Origin of the sequence: Candidatus Poriferisodalis sp., from assembly GCF_965237655.1 — a bacterium.
GTDB lineage: Bacteria > Actinomycetota > Acidimicrobiia > Acidimicrobiales > Poriferisodalaceae > Poriferisodalis.
In genome coordinates, this window is sequence record NZ_CBDEGB010000001.1 from 1,399,109 (window position 1) to 1,415,750 (window position 16,642).

Sequence of the window (16,642 nt, forward strand, 5' to 3'; positions counted from 1 at the left end):
CATGATCACAACAGGCCACCTCGGCAGCGCGACGGTGTTGTGACGGACACTCACTCCGACCGCGACGGTCGACGCCTCGGCTGGTTCCTCGCGGCGAGCGGCATGCTGCTGGTGTCCACTGACTCGCTGTGGGTGCGTATCTCGGAAGCCGACGCACTCGACATCGCTTTCGTCGTCGGGGCGCTGGCACTGGTGCTTTATGGCGCAATGGCGATGCGGCGCCCATCCGTCGCTTGGGCGTCCATCCGGGCCCACACCGTGCCCTTGCTCACGATCGGCGTGCTCGGGGCGCTCAGCCAGCTCACGTTCATCTCGGCGATCACCCACACCGAGATCCCTCACGTCGTGGCCATCGTGGCGGCTGCGCCAGTTCTGGCTGCGGCGATCGCATGGTTTGCTCTGCGCGAACGCACGTCGTTGCGCGTCGTCGTGGGCATCACGCTCACGCTGGCCGGCATCGGCCTGGTGGTCTCAGACTCGATAGGCACGCCGAACCTGCTGGGCGATTTCCTGGCACTGGTTGCGGTCGCGGCATTCGCCGCCAGCACGGTCGTCTGGCGACGCCATCGCGATATGAGCCGCATCGTCGGTCTGGCATTGGCTTCGGCGCTGGTGGTCATCCCCACGGCATTCGTCGTCGACCTGGGCCGGCTCGACGCCACAGCCTGGGCTGCCGTGCTGGTGATGGGCTTGGTCTGCAACCCGCTTGGACGCCTGTCCTACAGCACCGCATCGAGACATGCACCTGCCGGCGAGGTGGCCCTGTTCGCTCCGGTGGAGACCGCGGCCGGCATCATCTGGGCAGCCGTGTTCTTGAGCGAGTACCCGACGCTCAGGACGGTGGCGGGCGCCATCATCGTGATCTTCGGCGTGCTCTACGCGACGGTGCTTGATCGAACCACGACTAAGGCGATCAGGAAGGCCTGAGACCAGCCCCCTCCAGTGGGTCTTCGTCACTCGGATCGCTGAATTACTGTCCGAACCCATGGGGTCGGAGGCCACGTCTGAAGACGCCGAGCCTGAAGCAGCTGCCGCAGCCGAGCCAGACACCGATCCCCCCGCCCCGCCGCCGAAGCGTCGCAGTCGCATCGGTCGCCGCGAATACGAGCGGGAACTCAAGCTCCTGCAGCAAGAACTGGCCCGCCTCCAGCGCTGGATTCGCCACAAGGGGCTCAAGGTCGTGGTCATCTTCGAGGGCCGGGATGCGGCCGGCAAGGGCAGCACGATCAAGCGCATCACCGAACGCCTGAACCCTCGCGTGGTGCGCGTCGTGGCGCTTGGCACGCCCAGTGATCGCGAGAAGACGCAGTGGTGGTTCCAGCGCTACGTCGGAGAGCTGCCTGCAGCCGGCGAAATGGTGCTGTTCGATCGCAGCTGGTACAACCGCGGCCTCGTCGAGCCGGTCATGGGCTTTTGCACCGAAGAGGAGTATGAGGAGTTCCTGCGCTCGTGCCCCGAGTTTGAGCGGATGCTGGTGCGCTCGGGCGTCATCCTCATCAAATACTGGTTCTCCGTCAGCGACGAGGAGCAGGAGCGTCGCTTCCAGAGCCGCATTGCCGACCCGGCCCGGCGCTGGAAGCTCTCGCCGATGGACCTCCAAGCTCGTGCACGGTGGGTGGAGTTCTCACGGGCCAAGGACACGCTGTTCGCACACACCGACATCAAGCAGGCCTCGTGGTGGGTCGTCGAGGCGGACGACAAGCGGGCGGCGCGGCTCAACTGCATTGCCCACCTGGTGTCGCAGATCCCCTACGAAGCCGTGCCGTGGGAGTCCGTCGAGCTGCCAGAACGCAGTCCTTCAGGCGGGTACGTGCGCCCGCCGATGTCAGACCAGACGTTCGTCCCCGAGCTGTACTGAGCTTGCCTCAGCCGACCTCGGCTGGCTCGATTCGGAGTCGCAGCGTGCTGGCTCAGGTCTCCATGTTGATCTCGAGCAACCGAGCGGCGATTGCCCGGGCGTCATCAAAGCTCTGGACGAAGTGGTCGCCCGGCACCCGGCGCAGCACGTCGAGGGCCTGCAAGCTGGTCGCGGGCAGCCCGTCGAGGCCGATCACGATGCACTCGGTGTCGTGCTCCATCGCAGCGTCGATGAGTTGCTCCATCACGAGCGCTGCGCTGTCGTCGATGTAGCTCGTCTCGGAGAAGTCCAGGATCACGACTTCGTGTTCTTGGATGTCCTTGCTGATGGCGATCCTCAGCCGGTTGGATGACGCAACGGTGAAGCTGCCACGCATCTTCACCATCCCGACTCGCGCCGAGAACGCATCGAATTGGCTGATGTCGACCCTGTCGCTGTCAGCAAAGAACACCGCGTCGAGCATCGGCACTGACAAGACACTGTCCAGCTCCAACCGCTCAAAGCGACGGCTGGCAGCCAGAGCCGCAGCGATCAGGCCGGCGGCAATGGCCACCAGCAGGTCGACAAAAACGGTGAACCCAAGCGTGAGCAACATCACCAGCACGTGCTCTCGTTGCACCTTGTTCAGGTGCGTTATGAGTCGCCAGTCGATGAGCCTGAAGCCCATCCACAGCAAGATGCCCGCCAGGACCGAGTAGGGGATGTCGTCGACGAGGCCGCCGAGCACGATGATCAGCACGAGCGACACCACTGCGGATACTGCGCCCGCCACCCTGGTCTGAGCCCCTGCCCGGATATTCGTCTGCGTAGCGTCCGGAGCCGCGGCACCCGGCAGGCCGCCGAACATGCCCGCCAGTGCATTGCCGAGTCCAACGCCGATGAGTTCCCGATCTGGGTCGTGCTGGTACCCGGTCATTGAGTCCGATGCCGAGGCGTTCAGGAGGCTGTTCAGCGTGCCGATGAGAGCGATGATCATCGCTGCGCCGACAGCGCCCCAGAAGCCGCCGGCTGGCATCTCCATCGCCCAGAACTCCGGGGCGTCGACGACTTCGGTGAGGCGGGGAGCCCCGTCGAAGATCCATGCGCCGAGAACGATCCCGCATACGAGCGCGCCAGCGGCGGCTGGCACGTAGTTGCGCCACCGCTTTGGCCATCCCGCGAAGATCACGAAGGTGGTGACGGCCAATCCGAACGCGTGGAAGTCCATGTCGCGGGCAGCGTCGGGCCACTCGCGGATCGAATCGAGTGGGTTGCCGAGCACTGGGTCGGTGCCGAAGAAGGGCAGTACCTGCAGCAGCACCACCATGATGCCGACACCGCTGATGAAGCCCGAAGCCACCGAATAGGGCGTGTATTGCACCAGATTCCCGAGCCGCAACAGGCCCAGGACGATCTGGATGATGCCGGCGATGAAGATGATTGCGAGCGCCTCGACGGCCGAGTCCGCGTACCTCACGAGAATGAACGACACGGCGATCGCCACCGGGGCCGTCGCGGCGGAAATCTGTACCCGCGTGCCCCCTACGACAGCCGCGAGGAACCCGACGGCAACTGCGCCCCACAGACCGGCAACGGGACCCAGCCCTGACACGACGCCGAAGGCGAGCGCCAGCGGCAAGACGACAGCGGCAGAGGTGATGCCAGCTCGGATGTCCGCACGGAGGAGCCGGGCGTCGTAGTTCATGTGAGATCTCTCCCCATGGGGTCAACCCGCGGGTCACTGTATTTCACTGCTTGACAGCCTCTTGTGGACTCTGACGTTGCGCCCCGCAGCACCTGAAACTCGCCCAGCGGACCCGAGGTGGGGCAGCAATTGCCCGATGTCCGCGTCGCCGTCAAGATGCGGGAGCGCCGTTCCTAGCCGCTGTGTCTGATGGTTCGGCTGAGCAAGCTCAACCGCTGTGTCTGATGGTTCGGCTGAGCAGCTGGCGGCGAGCTCAACCGCTGTGTCTGATGGTTCGGCTGAGCAAGCTCAACCGAACATGCCCCCATCGACCGTGAATTCCTGGCCGGTGCAGTAGCTGCTGGCGTCCGACGCCAGGAACAGGACCACGCGGCCGACTTCGGCCGGTTCGGCGATGCGCCCCAGCGGCACGTTGCGCAGCACCCGGCGAGTGCGGTCGGGGTCCTCGTTGAAGACCGATGTCTGGGTCAGCATCTCGGTGTCGATGTAGCCGGGATGAACCGAGTTGACGCGCACGTTGCGGCGGCCGAGTTCCTTCGCCGCCGACTTGGTCATGCCGCGCACCGCCCACTTGCTGGCGCCGTAGGCGAACCCTCCCAAGGTGCCCATGAGGCCCGCGACTGAGCTGATGTTGATGATGGATCCGGACTCTGCCTCGGCCATCACTGACCCGACCTTCTGCATTCCCAAGAACGGGCCGAGAGCGTTGATGCTCATCATGCGGTGGTAGTCCTCGGCCGTGGTGTTCATCAGGCCGGTGTCCTGGAAGATCCCGGCGTTGTTCACCAGGACGTCGATGCGGCCGTGACGATTCACGACGTCGGCCACGACCGCATCCCAATCGGCCTCCGAGGCCACGTCCTGGTGAAGGTACTCGCATCCCACCTCACCGGCGGTCCGCTCGCCCTCTTCGTCGAGCACGTCGGTGAGGACCACGGTTGCACCCTCGTCAGCAAAGAGCTGCCCTTCGACAGCGCCCTGCCCTCGTGCGCCCCCGGTAATGATCGCAACTCGTCCGTCCAGGACACCCATCTGCTGCCTCCCAGCCTGTGTGCGGTTGACTCCATGGCCGCGCCTGCACGCGACTGACGACGAGACCCTAGACCTAGAAGGTCTCAGGTGCCGTTGCCGGCGAGGAGCCGCGGCGCCGCTCAGCGTCGGCTGGTGGCCTGAAGCTCCGTGAGAATGCTGGTCAACCGCTCGCCGTCTTCAGGATTGTTGACGGGGATCGAGAACTCGATGCGGTCGATCAGGGCACCGTATCGCTCGGCGAGCAGGCGTCCGATCTGGTCATAGGTGCCGACCGTGGCGATGGTGTGCAGCATCTCGTCGGATACGAGCGCCGAAATCTCGTCCCAGCGCTGAGCTTTCGACATCACCGCGGCCCGCTCCGCCTCGTCAGTCCATTCGTGCACGTCGAAGGCTGCCCGGTAGGCGGGTGTCGACAGGTAGAAGCCCACGCGCTCGCGAACGGTGCGTGCCACGACCGCCAGCGCGGCCTCGTCTGGCGCTGTGGCCACGAGCGGCTTCATGCACCAGTCAACTGCGGCGGCGTTGCGCCCAGCTCGTTGGGCGCCACGCTCGACCGCAGGCGCCATGACCTCAGTGATGTACAGCGGCGAGCACACCGGGTGCAGCCGGACGCCATCGGCGACCTCGCCCGCGACTGCACACATGTTCGGGTTGATTGCCGCGATGTGCACCGGGATGTCGGGATGGGCGATCGGGCCTGGATCGAACAGCGGCACCATCAGGTTCAGGTTGTAGTGCTCGCTCTGGTAGTCCAGCGGGGAGCGATCCTGCCAGCAGCGCCACACCGCACGCACTGCGCCGACGTAGTCGCGCATCCACGGCCCCGGCGCCGACCACTCCATGCCGTAGCGGCGGCGGATGTGGCCACGAACTTGGGATCCGAGCCCCAGAATCGCCCGGTTGCCAGAAGCCTTCTGCAGCGTCCATGCCGACAGTGCTGTGACAGTTGGTGACCGCGGGAATGCCATCGCCACTGAGGTGCCGAGTCCCAGCGTGGTCGTTGCCATTGCTGCCATTGCGAGGAGCTGGTAGGGGTCGTCCTTGGTCTCCTCGACGACGAGGGCGTCGTAGCCCAGTTCTTCGACCTGCGCAGCGGCCTCGCCGATGCTCGTCACGTCGAGCGGCGCGTCGGGTGCTCGCAGTCCGGGGTCGAGCTTGCCAAGTGGCAGCAGTGTCTCGGTTCTCATGGCTCAGCCCTCCACCAGCAGGCGAGGCGTGTGGCCCGCGAGGAACGAATCGAGCTGGGAAATGAACAGGTCGTCGTTGCGAGACGGCATCCCGCTGCCGGCGCCTCCGATATGGGTTGTCATCACAACCTTGGGATGATTCCAGAGCGGGCTGTCAGCGGGCAACGGCTCGATGTCGAAGACATCAAGCACCGCCGTCGCGGGACGGTCCTCGTCCAGCCATGCCAGCAGGGCATCGGCGTCGATGACGGGTCCACGGGCCACGTTGACCAGCACCGCGTCGTCGCGCAGGGACGCCAGGAACTTGGCATCGACGAGTCCCCGCGTTTCATCAGTGAGCGGGCACGTCAGGACCACCACGTCAGCCAGAGGCAGCTCATCAGCAAGGGCTTCCATCGTCACCATCGCGTCCGCGGCCCCGAGGTCGACGGCATCGGCAACGCTGCGGCGGGCACCGACGACGACTGCGCCGAACGGCCGTGCCAGCGCCGCCAGCTTGCGGCCGATCGAGCCGAAGCCGATCACCAGCCAGCGGCTGCCCCGCACCTCTCGCCACGGCACCTGCAGCCAGACACCGGCTCTCCGGCGATCGATACGTCCTTCCCAGCCATGAAGAGTGTGCAGGACCAGCGACATCGTGTGCTCGGCGGTGGCGTCGTTCGGAGCGTCGCTGCGGCTCAACTGAACGCCATCGGCCACGAGTCGCTGGAACGGTGGCGCATCGGTTCCGGCCAGGCACGCCTGAGTCCAACGCAGTGTCCCCGGAGCAAGCGCAGCTTCGACGAAGCCGGCCAGATCGCCGCCGAACAGCAGCCCGATGGACACCCAAGCCGAAGCAGGCGTGTACGTCGCTGAGCCGACCGGAATCCCGTTCGTGTCGGAGGCCGGGGTGCCGTCGGCGAGCGTTACCCCGTCGCGACTCCACAACAGCGGCTCGATGTCGTGATCGAGCGCCGACAGCCGATCAGCGAGTCGCCCATAGTCGTCGGCGGGCAAGAGGACCTGTCGACAACTCACGCCGGAACGCTACGCAGTCTCAGATGCGATCGCCGGGACGATCCATTAGAGCCTTAGCGGATAGGCGGCGATGCCCGGCAGCCCCGATGGCCTCGACTCTGCGCAGAAATGCCGCCACAGACGGCAAATTTGCACACAGAAAGCGTGACAGCAGCCATAGGGTGCGCAGCGATGCGAACGGTCGGCAGCGTCTCCAGCGCAGTACCGGACGCTGCCGAGGCGCCCCCGCCGGGTCCCGATGGCCCGCTGCAGCGCTTCGGTCTGAGGTTCGTGCTCGTCGCCACGATGGTGCTCGGGCCGTTTCCCCTGATCGCACCGGCGGTTGTAGCGGCCGATCTCATCGGGTCGCTCGGCATCACTAAAGGTGTCTTCGGGGTGGCGCTCACGACCAACACGGTTGCAGCAGCGCTGTTCGCCCCGCTCTCGGGGCGCCTCACCGACCGCATCGGCCCGAAGCTCTCCACCGTGCTGACCATCGTTACGGCCGGGGTCGGCATGGTCGGCATGGCCTTCGCGCCCAACGTTTGGGCGCTGATGGCCTCTGCAACGTTCGCTGGCCTTGGCCAGGGCTGGTGCAACCCGGCAACCAACAAGCTCGTCGCCGAACGAGTGCCGGAAGGTCAACGAGGCACAATCACCGGCCTCAAGCAATCGGGCGTCATGTTCGGGGCCTTCCTGGCGGGGGCGACACTGCCGACGCTCGCTGTCTGGTTCGGATGGCGTACCGCGGTCGGCGCCTATGGAGTCGTGGCTCTGGTGTGCGCTCTCGGCATCCAACTGTGGATTCGTCCTGACGCGCGGACGGGCTCCGAATCGGCGGCGGCGTACGACGCACCGCCGGGCGCGGTGTTCACCATCACCCCGCTGGCACCGAAGGTGCTCCGCATGGGCCGCTCCGAGCACCGCTTCATCATTGCGATCACCTGGTACTCGCTGTTGATGGGAGCCGTCGCGGGTGGCGTCGGCCGCTTCCAGATCCTCTTTGCCGAGGAATCACTGGGCTGGACCAACTTCTGGGCCGGGCTGGCCAGTGCGCTCGCGGGCATCACCGCGGTGGGATCACGCATCTGGTGGGCTCGGCTCACCGAACGACGAGTCCGGCCGGCGAGCGCACTGGCCGTCCAAGCGGGGTTCACCGTCGTCGCGATGGGGCTCCTGCTCGCCGCCACCTCTGTCAACGGCGGCCTGCTGTGGGTGATGTCCCTGGTGGCTGGCTTCACCATGATGTCCTGGAACGCCGTGGCGATGTTGGCGATCATCACCGGCATTCCTGTTGCGCTGGCGGGCCGGGCATCAGGCACCGTGATGCTCGGCTTCATGTCCGGGCTGAGCATCGGCGGTGTCGCGACCGGCTACATAGCGGAATGGACGGGCAGTTTCGACCTGGTTTGGACCGGCTTCGCGGTCTGCGCGGCTGGCGCAACCGTCCTGGCGCTGGTCATGCGCCGACACCGCCGACCCAGCTACTAGCGCCGGTCTGACTGGTCCGTGCTCGCCCCCTCAAGCGGGTCGGCAGGCCCGATCTAGGCTGGCAGGCATGGGGGATGACTTCGGCGTCGAGTATCAGAGCGGATTCGGCAACGAGCACGCCACCGAGGCTGAGTCCGGCGTGCTGCCGATCGGTCAGAACAGCCCCCAGCGTGTCGCCCACGACCTGTACACCGAGCAGCTGACCGGCAGCGCCTTCACTGTCGCTCGGACGGATGCGCTGCGCACGTGGATGTACCGGATCCGGCCATCGGTACGTCACGTCACGGGACTGCGCGACATCGATCCGGGCAATATCCGGACCTCCCCATGCCGTGAGGGCTCACCGCCGGTGGCCCAGCTGCGCTGGGGCCCCATTGGGGTTCCTGACGAGCCGCGCACCTGGCTCGAAGGGCTCTGCACGCTGGCGGCCAATGGCGATGCTCACGTCCAATGCGGCGCTGCTACGCACCTGTACTTCGCCAACCGTTCGATGGACGGTGAAGTGTTCGCGAATTCCGACGGCGAGATGTTGATCGTGCCCCAGCAGGGGACGCTGCGACTCGTCACCGAACTCGGCACGCTCACGGTTGGGCCTGCCGAGCTGGCAACAGTTCCCCGTGGCGTCAAGTTCCGCGTCGAGCTCATGGAGGAGACAGCCCGGGGATATGTGTGCGAGAACTACGGCGCACCATTCCGGCTGCCAGACCCGGGTTTGATCGGCGTGGACGCGCTGGCCATGCCGCGGGACTTCCTCTATCCGGTCGCCGGCTACGAGGCCGACGACCATCCCACCCGGCTGGTCTTCAAGCACGACGGCCGCCTGCTCGAGACACACCTGCCGCACTCACCGCTCGATGTGGTGGCGTGGCACGGCAACTTCGCCCCCTACAAGTACGACCTGCGCAACTACTGCCCGCTCGGGCCGCTGCTGTTCGATCACACCGCGCCCTCGATCTGGACGCTGCTGACGTCGCCCTCAGACCTTCCGGGCACCGCCAACGTGGACTTCGTGCTGTTCCGCGAACGCTGGGCCGTTCAGGAGCACACGTTCCGTCCGCCCTGGTACCACTCCAACGTGATGAGCGAGCTGATGGGGCTCATCGAAGGCACCTACGACGCCAAGCTCGAAGGCTTCCTGCCCGGCGGCGTGAGCATTCACAACGCGTTCCTGCCCCACGGCCCCGACATCGACGCCTACAACGCCGGCACCACGGCGGAACTCGAGCCCCGGCGGATGGCCGACATGCTGGCCTTCATGTTCGAGTCCCGCTATGCGTGGATCCCCACCGCCTGGGCAGCCGGCCTGAGTGAGCTGCAGGACGACTACACCGATGCGTGGACACCGCTGGACGACCGCAGCACGCTGCGCCGCAACAGCGGCTAGGCGGTCGCCCAGCGCAGGAGGCTGTCAATGAGTGCGACACGGGCGAATGCTGATCTGAGCGGCCGGGTGGCGATGGTCACCGGCGCGGGGGCACGGGGGGACGGGATCGGCAACGGCCGCGCCGCTGCGGTGTTGCTGGCCGAGGCCGGAGCGCATGTCGTTGCTGTCGACCGCAAGGCGGAGCTCGCTGAGTTCACCGTCGAGATGATCACCGCCGAAGGCGGCAGCGCCATCGCCGTCGAGGCCGATGTGACCGTCGAAGCCGACTGCGAGGCCATGACCCAGGCTGCACTCGATCGCTGGGGCCGGCTGGACATCCTGGTGAACAACGTGGGCATCGGCAGCAGCGGATCGGTGGTGACCGATGACGTCGACCGCTGGCAGCGCGTCATGGATGTGAACCTGACCTCGATGGTGCTGGCGTCACGGCACGCAATCCCCGCCATGATCGAGCACTCGGGCGGAGGCGCCGTCGTCAACATCTCATCCATCTCGGCGCTAAGGCCCCGAGGCATGACGGCGTACTCGACCTCGAAGGGGGCGATCATGGCGCTCACGTCGGCGATGGCGGTCGACCATGGTGCCGACAACGTTCGGGTGAACTGCGTCGCCCCTGGTCCCGTCCGTACGCCACTCGTCGGCGGCGACGACATGCCCGAAGATCTTGCAGAGGCACGCCGGCGCGCCAGCGTGCTCGGCATCGAAGGCAACGGCTGGGATGTAGGCGCAGCGGTCAGGTTCCTGTGCACTGACGAGGCTCGTTACATCACCGGCCACACGCTGGTCGTCGACGGCGGTGTGACCTTGCGGGGGCCGTCACGGGCCACGCTGGCCGGCTGAACCCCCGAGCGGAACGGCCAGGCGACGGCGCAGCAGCTGCGCCGACTACCGACGGAAGCCGCTGCCGAAGTGTGTCCCGGGCAGTCGACTGCGGCCGAAGAGCTTGTCCCGCAGCGTTCCCGGTTGATACGCCCGCTGAACCAGCCCACGTTCTGAGAGCACGGGAACCACGCTTTCGATGAAGTCCACGAACGTGCCGGGCGTGGTGGCGTAGACCAAGTTGAAGCCGTCCACGCCTTGGTCCAGACGGCGCTGCATGCCGTCGGCGATCTGCTCGGGGGAGCCGACCAGGAACTGCCCCGTCATGTTGAGCTTGACGAGATCCCCGAAGGTGCGGGTGCCCGGCTGAGCGGAATCCAGCAGGGACTTCACCGGTCCCCGCACGCCTTCGGTGTCGAAGGTCTCGAGCGGCTGATCAGGGTCGATGTGGCTGAGATCGACGTTGAGGTTGCCGCTCAGATGGGCGAGGCCCGCTTCCAGCGAGAGCGTTTCGAGATAGTCGGCGTGCTTGGCTTTCGCCTCGGCCTCCGTTCCGCCCACGACAGGGGACAGGCCGGCAATGATCTTCACGTCGTCGGGATGGCGACCGGCCGCGCTCACCCTTCGGCGGATGTCTGCGGCGATGCGGGTGAGGCCCCGCGATGCCGCCACGACAAAGACGCACTCGGCATGTCTCGCGGCGAAGTCTCGCCCGCGATCTGAGGAACCTGCTTGAAAGATCACCGGCGTCCGCTGCGGTGACGGCTCCGAGAGGTGTGGCCCCGCCACCGAGTAGTAGGCGCCCTCGTGGTTGATCGGCCGTACGCCGTCGGGATCGACGTACACGCGGCGCTCGGTGTCGGCCACCACGGCATCGTCGGTCCAGCTGCCCTCCCAGAGCTTGTAGCAGACCTCCATGTAGTCCTCGGCCCGTTCGTAGCGCTCGTCATGGCGCGGAAGGCAGTCATAGCCGAGGCTCTGGGCGGCGTTCTGCAGGTACGACGTCACGACGTTCCACGCCACGCGCCCGCCGGTGAGGTGATCGAGCGTGGTGATCTGGCGGGCGAACGTGAACGGGTGTGCCTGCAGCACTGAGCTGGTGAAGGCGAATGCGAGGTGCTCAGTGACCGTCGCCATGGCTGGGATCAGCAGCATCGGGTCGTTCACGGGCACCTGCATGCCCTCGCGCAGCGAGGTGTCGGCGCTGCCCTGGTAGGTGTCGTACAGCCCGATCACGTCCGCCAGGAAGATGGCGTCGAAGTACCCCGCCTCGCAGATGCGGGCGAGCTCGAGCCACGGTTCGAGCGAGGTGTACTCCCGCTGGCGGGTGTCGTCACGCACCCATAAGCCCTGCTGGATGTGGCTGACGCAGTTCATCGTGAAGGCGTTCAGGATGATCCGCCGCCCCGGCCTTGCTTCTCCCGCCACAGGGTCAGTCTCGCATTGTCGCCCCCGCAGCGCCCCGCTGGCTCAACGGGAGTTGGGGCGGGAGGTCGTGACGTAGGCCTCGACGATCTCGGCTGGCTCTCCGACGGCTCGGATGCGGCCACCGTCCAGCCACACAACCCGATCGCAGTAGCGCTCGATCTCCGCCATGTTGTGCGAGACCAGAACGACGGAACCAGCAGCGCCGCAGACGTCATCTATGCGCTCGGCGGCACGCCGACGGAACTCCTCGTCGCCCACTGTGAGCGCCTCGTCGATCAGGAGGATTTCAGGTACGCGTGCCGTGGAAATGGCGAAGTGCAGCCGGGCGCGCATACCCGACGAGTAGGTGCGCATGGGCCGATCGATGGCCTCACGTACACCTGCAAAGTCGATGATCTCATCCATGCGACCCTCGATTTCAACCCGGGAGAAGCCCAGAGCCAGCCCGCCGATCAGAATGTTGCGGCGACCTGACAGTGCCGGCCGCATCACCGACGACACGCCGAGAAGCGAAGGCCTCGACCGGCCGCGAATGCTGCCTGACGCAAGGGGCAACAGCCCAGTCATGGCCGAGAGCAGCGTCGACTTTCCTGTTCCGTTGGCCCCGATCAGCCCGAGTGTCTCGTGCTCGTGGAGATTCAGCGTCACACCTTGTATCGCCTCAATGATGCGGTAGCGGCGACGCATCCGACCTCGGGCAAATCCCTGCTTGAGTCCCTTGGCCGGTTCCTCGTACACCCGGTAGTTCACGTGAGCGTCGCGAATCTCGACGGTCACCCGTGTCGACGCTGCCATCACGCACCGAGTCGCTGTTCCGAGCGGAAGAAGATCATGAAGCCAACGATGGGCATCAGGACGCTCCACGCAACCGTGCCAGCCAGCACCCAGACGTCGACTGCCTGTCCCAGCAGGCACCAGCGTGCGCACGTGATCAGGTCGTAGATCGGGTTCAGCGCAAAAGCCCGTCGCCAGGCGAAGCTGTGCACGAATGCATCGACGCTGAAGATCACGCCCGAGGCGTAGAACAAGAGCCGGAACAGGTGAGGCAAGATGTGCCGCAGGTCCGGGACAGCAGTGCCGATGCGTGCAGATATCAGCGCCGATCCGAAGTTGAAGACGAACTGCGCCAACAGTACGAGCGGCAGCAACAACCAGCGCATCGATGGGCGCTCTCCTGTGGTCAACACCGCTAGAAGTGCCAGAACGATCGCCGGAACGAATGCTGCGGTCTGGCCGTTCACCGTTGCGGCGGGCAGCAAGATGCGCGGGAACTGGATAGATCGAATGAGTCCGAGATTCTGAGTGATCGAGACTGCCGCCTCCTGCACCACCCGTTGGGTGAGATGGAACAGCACAATCCCGACGATCAGGAACCCCAGGAAGTTGCTGACGCCGCGACTGGTGTCGATGACGACACCAAAAACCAGGAAGTAGACGCCCACAAGCAGCGCTGGGTTCATCAGATGCCAGAACTGGCCCAACGTCGTGTCCATGTTCTGGGCTCGAAGATCTTGTGCGGGCACGACGATGGCGAACTCTCGCCGGCGCCAGGCCTCGCGCAGATAGTTGAGCGACGTGGGCCGTGATGTCAGGTCAATGAGCGGGCGCAGGTGGGCGTCGTCGTGGCTCGACGCGTACCTGCTCTCGCCATCCACGGGAGTCATCCTACGAACGCGGTACCGCAACGCTTGTGCGGTGAGGTATCGGCGATCGTGTCCTGCAAGACTGGGACCATGAGCAGCGGCACCCCCGATCTCACCGCAAACGAAGGCGAACTTCAGCGCTATCTCGACGAAGTGGAAGCTCACGGCTACTGCATCGTCGAGGGTGCCATCGAGCCGGAACTCCTCACCGAGATCCGCGACACCGTCGCCCGGGTCGAAGACGAGCTGAATATCCAGCCGAAGGGGAACCGCATCGAGGGGTTCGCCACCAAGCGCATGTACAACCTGTTGGGCAAGGACCGGTCGTTCTGGAAGCTGCCGATCCACCGCAACGTGCTGCCGTTCCCGCAGCGGCTGATGGAGCCGGGAGCGATCCTGTCGGGCACCACCTGCATGCACATCGGCCCTGGCGAGGTGCACCAAGGCCTGCATTCTGACGACGGCCTCGTCGATCAGATCGATGTGCCGCGCCCGCGCCCGCCATTCATGGTCACCACGATCTGGGCATTCACCGACTTCACCGACGAGAACGGCGCAACCCGCCTGGTTCCTGGGTCGCACCGCTTCGACCACGAGCCCCAGCCGGGGGAGAAGCCCTCCTACATAGCGGCTGAGATGCCTGCTGGCTCGGTCCTCATCGTGAATGGCGGCACCTGGCACTGCGGCGGCGCCAACACGTCCCCCGACGACTGGCGCCTCGGCATCAGCGTGCAGTACTGCCGGGGCTGGATGCGCCAGCAGCAGAACCAGTACTACAGCCTCTCGGGGGCCGACGTCCGTGACATGCCCGAAGAGCTGGCGGCGCTGTGCGGGTTCAGCCTCTACCGGGGGATCATGGGGCACGTCGATGGGGCCAGCCCCGGCCGGTACCTCGGCGCCGATCGTCTTGCCGAGACCGCGTATGCGGCTCGGCTGAAGGCGATTGAAGACGGCTCCGAAGTCGGCGGCATCGGCACGACCGAGCCGGCCCAGGCCGCAGCCGACTGATACGACTCCCGCCTCGCCACGAGGCGCTGCGCTGCGCGACACTGATCCGGTTCACGCCGTCGCAACGCCAGACAAGGAGCGGATGAGATGGAACTGCGCGATCGAGCAGCGATCATCACCGGAGGCGGCGGGGGCATTGGCTCCGCTACGGCGCGCCACTGGTTGGCGCAGGGCGCCCGCCATGTCGTGGTCGCCGACTACAACACTGAAGCTGCGGTGGCAGTGGCCGATGAGCTGGGGTGCGAGGGCGTCGGGCTGGATGTCACCGACGAGGCGGCCATCACGGACCTCGTAGAGCGCACGCTCGAAGCTCACGGACCGATCGACGTGTTCTTCTCCAACGCAGGAGCTGGCGCCGAAGGCGGAGTGGACGCGTCCAACGACGCGTGGCAGTCCCAGTGGGAGCTGCACGTCATGAGCCACGTGTACGCCGCCCGTGCGGTGCTGCCGTCGATGCTGGCTCGGGGAGAGGGCTACCTCGTCCACACCGCGAGCGCGGCGGGTCTGCTCGCGGCGATGGGTTCGGCGCCGTATTCGGTCACCAAGGCGGCATGCATCAAGCTGGCCGAGATGGAGGCGATCCTCCACGGCGACGACGGCATCCAGGTCTCGGTGCTGTGCCCGCAGGGCGTGAACACCGCCATGGCGCCGAGGAGGCTCGCCGACGGCGGCACCGACGGCATCGTCGAACCCGAGTTCGTGGCGCAAGTCATTACCGAAGCGATGGCACAGGAGCGGTTCCTGATCCTCTCTCATCCCGAAGCCCAGACATACGTGGAGCGAAAGGCCTCCGACCCGGATCGCTGGCTGCGAGGCATGCGCCGCCTCCGCCAGCGTTCGCTGAACCTCGAAGAAGACGTCTGAGGTGGGCGGGCCGCCGCGCCGCGCCAGCTTCAGCGCGTAGAGCGGACTGTGCCCTAACTTTGCCGCCATGGCTGATTCTGATGTCAAGGCCCTGACCGGAGGGCTCGAGCTGCCCGATTTCGAGACCACGGCGTTCACCACGCCCCCGCCGCTGGCCGATGCCACCGTGGCAATCGTGTCCTCGGCATCGTTGCATCATCCCGACCAGGACGATTTTGCACCCATCGACGTCGGCTACCGAGTGCTTGAGGCGGGCCGGCGTGACTACATGTGCGGCCACTGGAGCCCGAACTTCGACGCCACCGGCATCGCACTCGACCTCAACACCGTCTTTCCGATCGACCGCCTCGACGAGTTGGCGGCTGACTGCACCATCGGGCGGGTCTCCGACATCCACCTGTCCTACGCGGGCAACCAGTTCGATCTGTCTGCGGTGCGGATGGACTCGGGTCCTGCGGGGGCGAAGTTCCTCCGTGAGCACGAGGTGGACGTCGTCCTGTTCACTCCCCTCTGACCGCTGTGCACGCGTACCGTGAGTACGCTCGCACACGTCTTTGAGGCAGAGGGACTGGCGACGGTTGCGCTGGGATCCATCGGCGCCCACATCCAGGGCACCGCTCCGCCGCGAGGCCTCTGGTGCGACTTCCCTCTCGGTCGGCCGCTCGGCAAGCCCAACGACGCCGAGTTCCAGCATCGGGTGCTGGCACATGCGTTCAGCTTGCTGTCGTCACCCGAGCCGGTCGTGGAGAAGTTCTCCGAGACGATCGACGACGACGGCACCGAGACGGTGTCGTGCACACTGCCTCCCCGCCACGACCCGAACCTGCACCCCGCCGTCGACGAGGCCAACGGCCTGCGCCCCGCCTACGACCGTGCCCTAGCCAAGCTCGGCAACCGGGTTGGCGCCGGGCGCACTGTGTCTGCCGGCGATATTCCAGCTGCGGTGCAGGCATTCGCTGACATCGCTGACGGCAAGCCGTGGAAACAGGCAGGTGTGCCCGGCATCCCGGCACGTGTGGCCCAGGACATCCGCGGCTACTACGAGACAGCGGCGCTTGCGCTCGCCGAGCACGCTCCTTCAGCGTGGGCAGGCACTCGCTGGTTCTTCGAGTCGACCGAAGCAGGGCGCACCATCGTCGCAGCCCGTAAGGCGATGGCCGACTCCGGCGAGAAGCACGGCATCTGGTTCTACATCACGCCTGGCGACATGTAGCGATGGCCGCCGGGAGCGGCCTCCCGCGAACGAGA

Annotated in this window: 16 protein-coding genes; 9 read left to right on the top strand and 7 right to left on the bottom strand. The window is 66.1% G+C overall.

Annotated features, from left to right (window positions below):
* The first annotated feature begins 39 nt into the window (after window positions 1-39).
* Together ACPXYO_RS06755 and ppk2 are read left to right on the top strand one after the other, a co-directional pair.
* A complete protein-coding gene (locus ACPXYO_RS06755; protein WP_423918034.1) occupies window positions 40-927 on the top strand; it encodes a DMT family transporter in 888 nt (295 codons plus the stop codon).
* A gap of 58 nt (window positions 928-985) precedes the next feature.
* Complete coding sequence (gene ppk2, locus ACPXYO_RS06760; RefSeq protein ID WP_423918037.1) at window positions 986-1,858, top strand: polyphosphate kinase 2; 873 nt, start codon at window positions 986-988, stop codon at window positions 1,856-1,858.
* Between the two features lie 52 nt (window positions 1,859-1,910).
* On the opposite strand, the gene ACPXYO_RS06765 is transcribed toward ppk2, so the two are convergent.
* The 4 genes from ACPXYO_RS06765 to ACPXYO_RS06780 all read right to left on the bottom strand — a co-directional run bounded on the left by ACPXYO_RS06765 (window position 1,911) and on the right by ACPXYO_RS06780 (window position 6,778).
* Window positions 1,911-3,542, bottom strand: a complete 1,632-nt coding sequence (locus ACPXYO_RS06765; RefSeq protein WP_423918040.1) for a SulP family inorganic anion transporter — start codon at window positions 3,540-3,542, stop codon at window positions 1,911-1,913.
* Window positions 3,543-3,830: 288 nt separating this feature from the next.
* Window positions 3,831-4,574 (bottom strand): SDR family NAD(P)-dependent oxidoreductase, encoded by a 744-nt coding sequence (locus ACPXYO_RS06770; RefSeq protein WP_423918043.1) that lies wholly within the window; start codon window positions 4,572-4,574, stop codon window positions 3,831-3,833.
* Between the two features lie 119 nt (window positions 4,575-4,693).
* On the bottom strand, window positions 4,694-5,761 hold the full coding sequence (locus ACPXYO_RS06775; protein WP_423918046.1) for a TIGR03617 family F420-dependent LLM class oxidoreductase: 1,068 nt from the start codon (window positions 5,759-5,761) through the stop codon (window positions 4,694-4,696).
* Window positions 5,762-5,764: 3 nt separating this feature from the next.
* On the bottom strand, window positions 5,765-6,778 hold the full coding sequence (locus tag ACPXYO_RS06780) for an NAD(P)-dependent oxidoreductase (RefSeq protein ID WP_423918049.1): 1,014 nt from the start codon (window positions 6,776-6,778) through the stop codon (window positions 5,765-5,767).
* Between the two features lie 171 nt (window positions 6,779-6,949).
* Between ACPXYO_RS06780 and ACPXYO_RS06785 the strand changes: the two genes are divergently transcribed.
* The 3 genes from ACPXYO_RS06785 to ACPXYO_RS06795 all read left to right on the top strand — a co-directional run bounded on the left by ACPXYO_RS06785 (window position 6,950) and on the right by ACPXYO_RS06795 (window position 10,472).
* Window positions 6,950-8,248 carry an MFS transporter gene (locus ACPXYO_RS06785; RefSeq protein ID WP_423918051.1) on the top strand — a complete coding sequence of 433 codons (1,299 nt, stop codon included), beginning with the start codon at window positions 6,950-6,952 and terminating at the stop codon, window positions 8,246-8,248.
* Between the two features lie 67 nt (window positions 8,249-8,315).
* A complete protein-coding gene (gene hmgA / locus ACPXYO_RS06790; protein WP_423918054.1) occupies window positions 8,316-9,632 on the top strand; it encodes a homogentisate 1,2-dioxygenase in 1,317 nt (438 codons plus the stop codon).
* Window positions 9,633-9,659: 27 nt separating this feature from the next.
* Entirely contained in the window at window positions 9,660-10,472 is an 813-nt protein-coding gene (locus ACPXYO_RS06795; protein WP_419552209.1) for an SDR family NAD(P)-dependent oxidoreductase, read from the top strand.
* A gap of 45 nt (window positions 10,473-10,517) precedes the next feature.
* On the opposite strand, the gene ACPXYO_RS06800 is transcribed toward ACPXYO_RS06795, so the two are convergent.
* Genes ACPXYO_RS06800 through ACPXYO_RS06810 form a run of 3 tightly spaced genes read right to left on the bottom strand, consistent with a single transcriptional unit; the run spans window position 10,518 to window position 13,534 of the window.
* A complete protein-coding gene (locus ACPXYO_RS06800; RefSeq protein WP_423918057.1) occupies window positions 10,518-11,879 on the bottom strand; it encodes an LLM class flavin-dependent oxidoreductase in 1,362 nt (453 codons plus the stop codon).
* A gap of 42 nt (window positions 11,880-11,921) precedes the next feature.
* Window positions 11,922-12,674 carry an ABC transporter ATP-binding protein gene (locus ACPXYO_RS06805; RefSeq protein ID WP_423918060.1) on the bottom strand — a complete coding sequence of 251 codons (753 nt, stop codon included), beginning with the start codon at window positions 12,672-12,674 and terminating at the stop codon, window positions 11,922-11,924.
* A complete protein-coding gene (locus tag ACPXYO_RS06810) occupies window positions 12,674-13,534 on the bottom strand; it encodes an ABC transporter permease (protein WP_423918063.1) in 861 nt (286 codons plus the stop codon). The genes ACPXYO_RS06805 and ACPXYO_RS06810 overlap by 1 nt, the downstream gene beginning before the upstream one ends.
* Window positions 13,535-13,612: 78 nt before the next feature.
* Here ACPXYO_RS06810 and ACPXYO_RS06815 point away from each other — a divergent pair, with 78 nt between their 5' ends.
* From ACPXYO_RS06815 to ACPXYO_RS06830, 4 genes are all read left to right on the top strand, one after another.
* Window positions 13,613-14,530, top strand: a complete 918-nt coding sequence (locus ACPXYO_RS06815) for a phytanoyl-CoA dioxygenase family protein (RefSeq protein WP_423918066.1) — start codon at window positions 13,613-13,615, stop codon at window positions 14,528-14,530.
* An 87-nt stretch (window positions 14,531-14,617) separates the two neighbouring features.
* Entirely contained in the window at window positions 14,618-15,394 is a 777-nt protein-coding gene (locus ACPXYO_RS06820; RefSeq protein WP_423918069.1) for an SDR family NAD(P)-dependent oxidoreductase, read from the top strand.
* A 67-nt stretch (window positions 15,395-15,461) separates the two neighbouring features.
* Entirely contained in the window at window positions 15,462-15,908 is a 447-nt protein-coding gene (locus ACPXYO_RS06825) for a hypothetical protein (protein ID WP_423918071.1), read from the top strand.
* Window positions 15,909-15,926: 18 nt separating this feature from the next.
* Window positions 15,927-16,607, top strand: coding sequence for a hypothetical protein (locus ACPXYO_RS06830; RefSeq protein WP_423918074.1), 681 nt, complete (start codon window positions 15,927-15,929; stop codon window positions 16,605-16,607).
* The last annotated feature ends 35 nt before the right edge of the window (window positions 16,608-16,642 follow it).

Bases quoted from the DNA above. Each gene is read 5' to 3' on its own strand.
- ppk2 (WP_423918037.1), top strand. From the start codon at position 986: ATGGGGTCGGAGGCCACGTCTGAAGACGCCGAGCCTGAAGCAGCTGCC.
- ACPXYO_RS06765 (WP_423918040.1), bottom strand. From the start codon at position 3,542: ATGAACTACGACGCCCGGCTCCTCCGTGCGGACATCCGAGCTGGCATC.
- ACPXYO_RS06770 (WP_423918043.1), bottom strand. From the start codon at position 4,574: ATGGGTGTCCTGGACGGACGAGTTGCGATCATTACCGGGGGCGCACGA.
- ACPXYO_RS06775 (WP_423918046.1), bottom strand. From the start codon at position 5,761: ATGAGAACCGAGACACTGCTGCCACTTGGCAAGCTCGACCCCGGACTG.
- ACPXYO_RS06785 (WP_423918051.1), top strand. From the start codon at position 6,950: ATGCGAACGGTCGGCAGCGTCTCCAGCGCAGTACCGGACGCTGCCGAG.
- hmgA (WP_423918054.1), top strand. From the start codon at position 8,316: ATGGGGGATGACTTCGGCGTCGAGTATCAGAGCGGATTCGGCAACGAG.
- ACPXYO_RS06795 (WP_419552209.1), top strand. From the start codon at position 9,660: ATGAGTGCGACACGGGCGAATGCTGATCTGAGCGGCCGGGTGGCGATG.
- ACPXYO_RS06805 (WP_423918060.1), bottom strand. From the start codon at position 12,674: ATGGCAGCGTCGACACGGGTGACCGTCGAGATTCGCGACGCTCACGTG.
- ACPXYO_RS06815 (WP_423918066.1), top strand. From the start codon at position 13,613: ATGAGCAGCGGCACCCCCGATCTCACCGCAAACGAAGGCGAACTTCAG.
- ACPXYO_RS06820 (WP_423918069.1), top strand. From the start codon at position 14,618: ATGGAACTGCGCGATCGAGCAGCGATCATCACCGGAGGCGGCGGGGGC.
- ACPXYO_RS06825 (WP_423918071.1), top strand. From the start codon at position 15,462: ATGGCTGATTCTGATGTCAAGGCCCTGACCGGAGGGCTCGAGCTGCCC.